General features: G+C 71.9%; 7 protein-coding genes. 2 read left to right on the top strand and 5 right to left on the bottom strand.

Going from position 1 to position 9,313, the window contains the following annotated elements; all coding sequences use genetic code 11:
• The 4 genes from ACYVE7_RS22230 to ACYVE7_RS22215 all read right to left on the bottom strand — a co-directional run.
• Positions 1-287 (bottom strand): glycosyltransferase family 2 protein (locus ACYVE7_RS22230; protein ID WP_460366924.1); only part of this gene is annotated, 287 nt, incomplete at its 3' end.
• Positions 284-946, bottom strand: a complete 663-nt coding sequence (locus ACYVE7_RS22225) for a polysaccharide deacetylase family protein (protein ID WP_460366923.1) — start codon at positions 944-946, stop codon at positions 284-286. The genes ACYVE7_RS22225 and ACYVE7_RS22230, both read right to left, overlap by 4 nt.
• 66 nt (positions 947-1,012) lie before the next feature.
• Positions 1,013-1,609, bottom strand: a complete 597-nt coding sequence (locus ACYVE7_RS22220) for a class I SAM-dependent methyltransferase (RefSeq protein WP_460366922.1) — start codon at positions 1,607-1,609, stop codon at positions 1,013-1,015.
• Between the two features lie 49 nt (positions 1,610-1,658).
• Positions 1,659-2,699 (bottom strand): GNAT family N-acetyltransferase, encoded by a 1,041-nt coding sequence (locus ACYVE7_RS22215; protein WP_460366921.1) that lies wholly within the window; start codon positions 2,697-2,699, stop codon positions 1,659-1,661.
• A 305-nt stretch (positions 2,700-3,004) separates the two neighbouring features.
• Between ACYVE7_RS22215 and ACYVE7_RS22210 the strand changes: the two genes are divergently transcribed.
• Entirely contained in the window at positions 3,005-4,351 is a 1,347-nt protein-coding gene (locus ACYVE7_RS22210) for a sugar transferase (protein WP_460366925.1), read from the top strand.
• A 59-nt stretch (positions 4,352-4,410) separates the two neighbouring features.
• Positions 4,411-7,596 carry a LamG-like jellyroll fold domain-containing protein gene (locus ACYVE7_RS22205; protein WP_460366920.1) on the top strand — a complete coding sequence of 1,062 codons (3,186 nt, stop codon included), beginning with the start codon at positions 4,411-4,413 and terminating at the stop codon, positions 7,594-7,596.
• A gap of 59 nt (positions 7,597-7,655) precedes the next feature.
• Here the strand turns inward: ACYVE7_RS22205 and ACYVE7_RS22200 are convergent.
• On the bottom strand, positions 7,656-9,313 hold a 1,658-nt coding region (locus tag ACYVE7_RS22200), incomplete at its 5' end, for a right-handed parallel beta-helix repeat-containing protein (protein ID WP_460366919.1).

The raw sequence follows: 9,313 nt of genomic DNA, 5'->3' as shown, positions 1-9,313 counted from the left end.
GCCCCGGGGCGGAGCCGGCAGTCGGGGTTCAGCACGCAGACCGCGTCGAGGGCGGCCAGATCGAGGGCGCGGAGCCCGGCGTTGAAACCGGCCGCGTACCCGCCGTTCCTGCCGACGGCCAGCGCCACCGCGCCCGCCGCCTCCCCGATCCGCAACGAGTCGTCGGCGGAGGCGTTGTCGGCCACGACCACACCGGCCAGCTCGACGCCCTGGCCGGTCAGCGACTCCAGGCAGCCGGGCAGCACGTCGGCGCTGTTGTAGCTGACGATGACGACCCCGACCCTCATCCCCGCACCCTCTTGACCGTCTGGGCGCCGAACCGGCGGGCGCGGCGGGGGAGCGAGGGTCGGCCCAGGACGCGGGCGATCCAGGCGTCGTCGAGATCGTGCCGGAGGCTGGTGCGGGCCTGCAGCCACGCGTCCGGACGGGCGGGGCCGCCGTCGCTGGTGTAGGCGCGGGTGACACCGTGGCGGCGCAGCGCCCGCAGCACCCGCCGGTCGTAGGAGCCGAACGGGATCGCCACCCGGGTGACGGGCTCGCCGACCAGTTCGGTCAGGGCTTTCAGCGCCTGCTCGTGCTCCTCGGCGTGCTGGCCGCCGGTCAGCCGCCGCCAGTCGCGGTGCGCCCAGCCGTGCGAACCGATCCGCATCCCCACCCCGCGCAGCTCACCGACCTGGGCCGTGGTGAGCCGGCCCGGCGCGCCCAGCTCCCCGGCCAGGACGTGGAACTCCGCGGTGAGGCCGCGCTCCAGCAGCCGGGGCAGGGCCAGTTCGACGTCCGAGACGTTCCCGTCGTCGAAGGTGATCCGGACGTCCGGGCGCCCGGCGGCGGCGTCGAGCACCCGCTCGAACCGGTCCACCGTGACCCAGGTGCCGGCTTCGCCGGGATCGAGCTCGCGATGGCGCGGGCCGATCCCGTGCACTGTGAGATTGAAGATGTCGGGCAAGATGCGACCACCCCCGCGTGCATTCTGAGACGAAATCGTCAGAAGATGACCGGTTTGTTACTGGCCTCATGCGGACGCAACGTGCGAACGGTAGAATGCCACCGAATGCTCCAAACCCTTTTCGGCGGCGTCCCAAAAGTCATGGGCCTCCAGCCATTTCCGTTCGGCGAAAACATGATCATGCGACGGGTTGGCATAAGCGAAGCGGACCCCGACCCCGCCCGTATCCGCCTCGATCTTGTCCAGGACGGCCCGGAGGGTCTGCTCGCCGAACGGGTCGAACAGGAAGAACGCCGTCACGTCGCGGAACGTCATCTCCTGCGCCGGGCCCTCGTGGACCGTGATCGGGGCTTTGCGGCCGCGGAGCCGGACGGCGTTGCGGCGGGCCTGTCCGCACAGCCCGGGATCGACCTCGTAGCCGACGGCCGCGCGGATCGGCCGTCGCGCCGCGCAGCACAGCACCCGGCCGAGGCCGCTGCCCAGATCGGCGAGCTCGTCGTCGGGGCCCAGCTCCAGGCCGTCAAGGACCTTGCCGATGGTCGCGTAGGACATGGTCGCGTAGTGGACGGCGTCGGGGTAGCCGGTCGCCGCGGTCCCGCGGGTCGAGACGCCCAGACGGGTTTCCCACCAGAGGTTCGCCAGCCGCGGCAGATGTCGTCGCATTTCCCCATTGAAACCCGGCCAGGGGGACGGCGACGGGCCGGAATCGGCCTCAGCGCAGCGCGCGGGCCACCCGGCGCAGCCCGGGCGCGAGCCGGGAACCCCGGACGGCCGCCGACGCCCGGTGCCCGGCCAGCCGCAGCGGATCCCGCGTGATCAGCCCCTGGCAGACGACGGTCTCACCGGTCTTGGCGCGCCGCTTGTACTCGTCCTCGCCGCGCCCCAGATCGATCCGGGTGACGCCCAGCGCGGGCGCCGCGCCGATCAGCTCGTGCAGCAGCATCCAGCCGGGCGCGAGCCGCGCGAACTCCGGGTCGTACACCGGGAACCACCAGTGCAGCACACCGCCCGAGCGGAGCCCGAAATGGGCCGCGACCAGGCGGTCTCCGGCGCGCAGCGTGGACAGCAGCCCGCCGAACCCGGTGTCGCGGGTCTTCAGCAGGATCCCCGCCAGCTCCCTGCGCGCCGGCTCGGCGAAGTAGTCGCGGGCGCCCGTCGCCGCGTACTGGGCGCGTTTCAGTTCGATCAGCCGGGCGAGGGCCCCGGGGTCGGGATCGTCGACGGTGAAGCGGACGGGGCCGTGGTCGCGTTCGGTCTTGCGGAGCCGTCGGCGGGCCTGGCCGATGTTGTCGCGTCCCGACCTGGACGCCCGCCCCAGATACCCCTGGAGACCGCCCGTGACGTCGAGGAACGGGGAGGCGCGGCGGGTCTCGATCCACGGCGCGAAGGTGTCGAGCCCGGTCGCGAGGTGGTCGAACTCGAACGTGCGGATCCCGCCTCTGAGCAGGGCGCGCGGCGAGATCCCGGTGCCGATCGGGCCCTGCAGATCGGCGGCGGGCCAGCCCGCGGGACGCAGGGTGGAGCGGAAGCGGTGCAGGGGCAGCAGCCCGGTCAGCCGGCCCCGCTCGTCCCGGGCCTGGGCGATCAGGACCTCGGGCCCGCAGTCGTGGACGATCGCGCTGAACTCGGGATGGAAGTAGGGGCTGTCGCAGGCCGGGTCGGCGGCTCTGAGCTCGTGCCAGGAGTCCAGGTCGGCGGTGGAGAGCTCGGCGAAGGCGGCCAGCCGCTGCGTCGTCAGCTTGATCAACCCCACTCGGTCGGATCCAGTGGATCGGAGCACCGCCCGCCGCCATTCTCCGGGGCGAAGGCGGCGAGCGCGTAGGGAAGTGCCGGATTCCTGGTGACCTGATCCGGTCGGTTCGGTTCGCTGGTCAGAACCAACGATCCGGGCTAATCCTGTGTTAATTCCTATCGTTCTTCGCAACACACGGGGTAATTCGGGACGAAATTAAGGAGTTTCAGGTGACCGTCGTCGACGGTCCTGGTCGGACCGCGGTCGAACGGGGAAAAACCGCGGGTGAAGCCAGGTGGGTAGCTCATTACGCCATAAAAGTGGCCATGGTCGACGCGTTCTGCGCGCTCACCGCCGGCCTCGTCGGATTCGACCTCAGATTCGGCGGCCACCCCTGGCTGCCCGTCGCCTATCTGGCGTTCGCGCTGGCCATGCCGCTGGCATGGCTGCCGTGGCTGGCCCTGTCCGGCGCCTACGACGGGCGGTTCTTCGGCGCCGGCTCGGACGAGTACCGGCGGGTCCTGCACGCGGGCGTCAGCCTCACCGCGACCGTCGCGATCCTCTCCTACGCCACCAAGGCGGAGCTGGCGCGCGGCTTCGTCGTCGTCACCCTGCCGCTGGTCACCGTCTTCACCCTGCTGGCCAGGTGGCGGCTGCGCAAACGGCTGCACCGGCTCCGGGAGGACGGGGTCTGTATGCGCCGGGTGGTCGCCGTCGGGCATCCCGCCCACGCCGCGCGACTGATCAGGGAGCTGGGCCGCTCCACCTACCACGGGATGCAGGTCGTGGCCCTGTGCACGCCGGGACGGGCCGGGGTGCCGGGCCGGATCCCCGTGCTCGGCGGCCTCGACGAGGTGCCCGAGGTGGTGGCGCGCTCCCGCGCCGACTCCGTCGCGGTGCTGTCCTGCCCCGAACTGGACGGGGCGGTCCTGCGCCGGCTCATCTGGCGGCTCGAGAAGACCGGCACCGAACTGTTCGTCGCGCCCGCCCTGCTGGAGGTCGCCGGGCCCCGCACCACGATCCGGCCGATCGCCGGGCTGCCGCTGCTGCACGTCGACCATCCCGACCTGGCCGGGCCGCGCCGCGTGCTGAAACGCTGCTTCGACGTGGTGGGGGCGTCGCTGGCGCTGCTGCTGCTCGGCCCGGCGATGCTGCTGATGGCGCTGGTGATCCGGGGGAACGACGGCGGTCCCGCCCTGTTCGTTCAGACCAGGATCGGCCGCGACGGCCGCGCGTTCCCGATGCTCAAGTTCCGGACCATGATCGAGAACGCACATCTGCTCCGCGCGGAACTGGCCGGACCCGCCACCGGCGGCCCGCTGTTCAAACTGAAGGACGACCCCCGGCTGACCAGGATCGGCGGGCTGCTGCGCCGCTACTCCATCGACGAGCTGCCGCAGCTTTTCAACGTGCTGCGCGGCGAGATGTCGCTGGTCGGGCCGAGGCCGCCGCTGCCGGAGGAGGTCGAGAAGTACGGCGAGGACGTCCACCGGCGGCTGGTCGTCAGGCCGGGTCTGACGGGGCTCTGGCAGGTCAGCGGCCGCAGCGATCTGGAATGGGAGGAGTCGGTCCGGCTGGACCTGCACTACGTCGAGAACTGGTCGCTGGTGCTCGACATGCAGATCCTGTGGAAGACCCTCGCAGCCGTCACGAGCGGCAGCGGAGCCTACTGAGACGGACATATAGTGCCCTTCTACTTGATCTCGGGGGATCGCTAGCAAGAGGGGCATGAGTGAAGAGATCCTTTGCGGCTCTCACGGCCGCCGTCCTGATCCTCGCGGGCATGCAGGGGATCACGACGGCGCCTGCCGGAGCCGACAGCCAGCCGCCGGCCGGAGTCCCGGCCACGGTGACGACCGACCCGCTGCCGACCTGGCAGGTGAACGGCGTCGTCTGGGACCAGGTCCTGGTCGGGAACACCGTCTACGCCACCGGCTCGTTCGCCACGGCGCGTCCGCCGGGGGTCGCCGTCGGCGGGGCGGGCCAGGTCAACCGCGGCAACATCCTCGCCTACGACATCACCACGGGCGTCGTGAGCAGCACCTTCGTCCACACCCTGAACGGGCAGGGCCTGCGCATGGCCAAATCGCCCGACGGCTCCCGCGTGTACGTCGCGGGCGACTTCACCACCGTCGACGGGCAGGCCCGCGGCCACGTCGCCGCGTTCAACACCGCGACCGGCGCGCTCGACCCGAACTTCAAACCGAACGTCAGCGCCCGGATCCGCGGCCTCGCCGTCAGCGACACCACCGTCTACATGGGCGGCAACTTCTTCGCGGTGAACGGCTCGTCCCGCACCCGGCTCGGCGCGGTCAACGCCGCCACCGGCGCGACCCTGCCGTGGGCGCCGACCGTCAACGACGAGGTCTGGGCGATGGCGATCTCCCCGGCCTACAACCGGGTGATCGTCGGTGGCCGGTTCACGCAGCTCAACGGTGCGGCCAGAGTCGGCCAGGGCGCCGTGGACGCGACGTCCGGCGCGACCGCCGCGTGGAGCAGCTCCCCGACTCCCTCGCCCCTCAACGGCAACCGGTCCTACCCGACCGATCTGAAGGTCGCGGGCGACGTCGTCTACGGCGCGAACAACGGCGACGGCGGCCACTGGTTCGACGGCCGGTGGGCCGCGAACGTCAACACCGGCGACCTGATCTGGCTCGACAACTGCTACGGCGCCACCTACAGCGTCGCGCCGATCGGCCAGGTGCTCTACAGCGTCTCGCACGCCCACGAATGCCAGTCGCTGGGCGCGTTCCCCGAGGTCACCTCGCGCCGCGCGCTCGCCACCACGACCTATGCGACCAGCAACGACCCGGCGCCGCCCGGCAGCAACTCGCCCATCACCAAGCAGCCCGTGCCGCGGCTGCTGCACTGGTTCCCCGCGCTGGGCGTCGGCAGCGTCACCGGCCAGTACCAGGCGGCCTGGACGGTCGTCGGCAACGACCAGTACATCGCGATGGGCGGTGAGTTCCCGACCGTCGACGGCCGCGCCCAGCAGGGCCTGATCCGGATGGCGGTGCGCTCGTCCGCGCCCGGCAAGGTCGGTCCCGAGGCGGGCCCCGCGGCGACGGCTTCGGCCGTCCCCGGCGGCGGCGTCCGGGTGACCTGGCCCGCGACCTGGGACATGGACAACGAGAACCTCACCTACGAGATCCTCCGCGACGGCGTCCAGATCGGGACGGAGACCCAGCCGTCGAACTTCTGGACCACCCCCGCCTACGGGTTCTTCGACGCAGCCGCCCCCGCGGGCGCCCACACCTACCAGGTGCGGGCCGCCGACCCCGACGGCAACAAGGTGACGGGCACCGCCTCGGCGTCCGTCGTGTCGGCGGGCCCCGCGGCCGCGAGCGTCTACGCGAACCTGGTCGCCGGCGACGGCGCACGCCACCTGTGGCGGTTCACCGAGACGTCCGGGACGACCGGCTACGACCGCTCCGGCCCCTCCAACCTCACCTACGGTTCCGGGGTGACGCTCAACGCGGCGGGCATCACCGGCGACCGGGCGGCCGTGTTCAACGGCACCGCCAACGCCAGGACGGCCAGCGCGCAGATCGCCGCGCCGCGCGACTTCACCGTCGAGGCGTGGGTGAAGACCACCTCCACCACCGGCGGCAAGATCATCGGCTATGGGAACAGCGCGTCGGGCAACAGCGGCACCTATGACCGGCATCTGTATCTGACGGCCGACGGCCGGGTCGTCTTCGGCGTCTACCCGGGCGTCATCCGGACCATCCAGAGCGCTCCGGGGCTCAACAACGGCCAGTGGCACCATGTGGCGGCGTCCCTCGACTTCAACTCGGGGATGAAGCTGTACGTCGACGGGCAGCTCAAGGCCACCGACACGACGACCCGCTACGGCCAGTCCTACACCGGGTACTGGCGGGTCGGCGGCGACACCGTCGGGTCGTGGCCGTCCGCGCCGTCGACCCCGTATCTGAACGGGACGATCGACGAGGCCGCCGTCTACCCGCGCGCCCTCGCCGACTCCGAGGTCGCCGAGCACTACCAGGTCGGGACGGGCGCGCAGCCCAACCAGCCGCCCGTTCCCGCGTTCACCGCGACCTGCGCGCTGCTCGTCTGCTCGTTCGACGCGTCCGCGTCGGCCGACTCCGACGGCACGATCACGGCCCGCGAGTGGACGTTCGGCGACGGCGCCACCGGCAGCGGCGCGACCCCCGGGCACACTTACGCCGCGTCGGGCTCCTACCAGGTGAAACTGACCGTCACCGACGACGACGGCGCTTCGGCGTCGCTCACCAAGACGGTGCAGGCGCAGTCCGCGAACCTCGCCGAGGACCCGTTCACCCGCACGGTCTCCAACGGCTTCGGCACCGCGCCCGTGGGCGGCTCCTGGAGCACGGTCGGCACGGCCGCGAACCTGTCGGTGGACGGCTCCACCGCCAAGATCGCGCTCCCTTCCCCCTCCACCGGGGCGGGCGCCTACCTGACGACCGTCAACGCCACCTCCTCGGACACCGCGTTCCGCGCCTCGGTCGACAAGACCGCCACCGGAAACGGCGTCTACCTGTGGCTAGCGGGCCGCCGCACCCCGTCCGGCGACTACCGCGCCCGAGTCCGCTTCCTGTCACCCGGCACCGTAGCCCTGGCGCTGTCCCGAACCGACGCCGCCAACGCCGAAACCCTCCTGACCCCCGAGCTGACCGTCCCCGCCCTCACCTACACCCCGGGCGCCTTCCTCCGCGTCCGCCTCCAGGTGACGGGCACCACCCCCACCACCCTGACCGCCAAGATCTGGCCCGACGGCACCCCCGAACCCGCCACCTGGCACCTCACGACCACCGACTCCACCCCCACCCTCCAATCCCCCGGCGGCCTCGGCCTCCGAGCCATGCTCTCCGGCTCCGCCACCAACGCCCCCACCACCCTCACCCTCGACGACCTCACCTCCACCCAGCCCTAACCCCCCCCAACAAAAGGAAGCTCCGGCCACCACGGCCGGAGCTTCCTTTGTTTCCGTTCTTACTGGGGGGCGCCGAGGGTTCTGGTGGTGGGGGTGGTGCCCAGGAGGGAGGCGATGGGGGAGGGGAGGGGCTGGGCTGTGGCCGTGGTCTGGGCGGTGGTGGGGGGCTGGAGGGGGCCGGTGGGGGAGGAGCCGTGGGGTTCCTGGCCGGTGGCGGAGCGGAAGGCGGCGAGGGTGGTGAAGGTGCGGGGGTTGCCGGGGCCGGACGACCAGACGACCAGCCAGGCGGGGGTGCCGTCGGGGCGGTGGTACAGGTTGCCGTCGGCGGCGATCTTCATGTCCTCGGCGCGGCGCTCGTGGGAGTAGTCCTCGACGCAGAGCACGCAGTTCGGGCCCGCCTTCGGCGCGCCCAGGACGTTGTTGCCGAGCCGGATGTCGCCGAGCAGCCACGTCATCGTCGGGTCGGGGAGCTTCTGGCGCGGGTCGTGGCCCGCCGTCGACAGGTTCGCGGCACGACGGCCGTCCTGGACGAGGTTCACGGTCCGGCCGTTCCCGGTGATCGTGTTGTTCCAGATCTCGGCGCCGTTGGAGTCGTTGACGCGCAGCCCGTCGCCGCCGTTGCCGGTGATGACGTTCCCCGCGAACACGGCCTTGGCGGAGATCTCCCAGCTGATGCCGTGCCCGGTGTTCCGCGAGAAGTCGTTGCCGGTGACGGTCGAGTCGTACACCGACTCGTCCAGCCACAGCCCCTTGCCGTCGTTGCCGGCCGCGTAGCTGCCGGTCACCCGCACCCCGCGCGTCCGGGTGATCTTGATGCCGCCGGCGACGGGCGAGCCGTTGAAGTGCTCGATGTTGTTGTCCTCGGCGCGCACCCCCGAAAGCTGCACACCGTCGGCGTAGTTGCCGTGGACGCCGAGCATCCCCGCCCGCACCACGGTCACGTTCCGCAGGGTGACGCGCGGCGCGACCGCGCTGACCCCGGTGGTCGCGGCGTCGGTGACGGTCACGTTCTCGACGGTCGAGTCGCGCCCCGACACCTTCACGGTGCCGAGCCCCGGGATCGAGGTGGCGTACCGGCGCACCCCGACGCCCCGCAGCACCGAACCCGGCGCCGTCAGATGGACGCCGTCGGCGAGATCGGTGGCCCGGACGTCCCGGCCCGCGGGGTTCGTGCCCAGGTACAGCCGCTGCGCCGCGTAGTCGGGGAAGAAGGTGCCCTCGGTGACGGCGGCCGCCGAACCGACCTGGCGGAGCTGCTTGCCGTCCACGAACACCTGGTCGGGGCGGGCGGCGTACGGGTAGTTCTTGTTGAGGAAGGTCCAGGCGGCGGCGGTGCCGTCCTTGGCGCCCTTGGTGTAGCTGGGGCTGCTGTCGAACTGGGCCGTCCAGCCGTCCTTCACCCAGCGGCCGCCTTCGGCACGCCAGCCGCCGACCGCGACACTGCCGTCCAGCCAGACCGCTTCACCCGGGTACGGCTGGATCGTCACGGTCCGGTCGGCTTTGACGGTCTCGTGGTAGGTGCCGCCCCTGACGACGACGGTGCCGCCTTCGGGGGCCAGCGCGACGCCCTTGCCGATGGTCCGGACGGGCGCGTCCACGGTTCCGGCCGCCCCGTCGTTCCCGGACGCCGCAACGAACACCGAGCGCGCCGGAATCGTGTACCGGGCGCTGCCCACGGGCCCGGCACCGGCCGTCTCCCGAGCGGGCCCGCCCGTCG

The sequence above is a fragment of the Actinocorallia lasiicapitis genome (assembly GCF_054778695.1).
The sequence above is the reverse complement of the archived record's forward strand: the minus strand, read 5'-3'. Positions and strand labels throughout refer to the sequence as shown.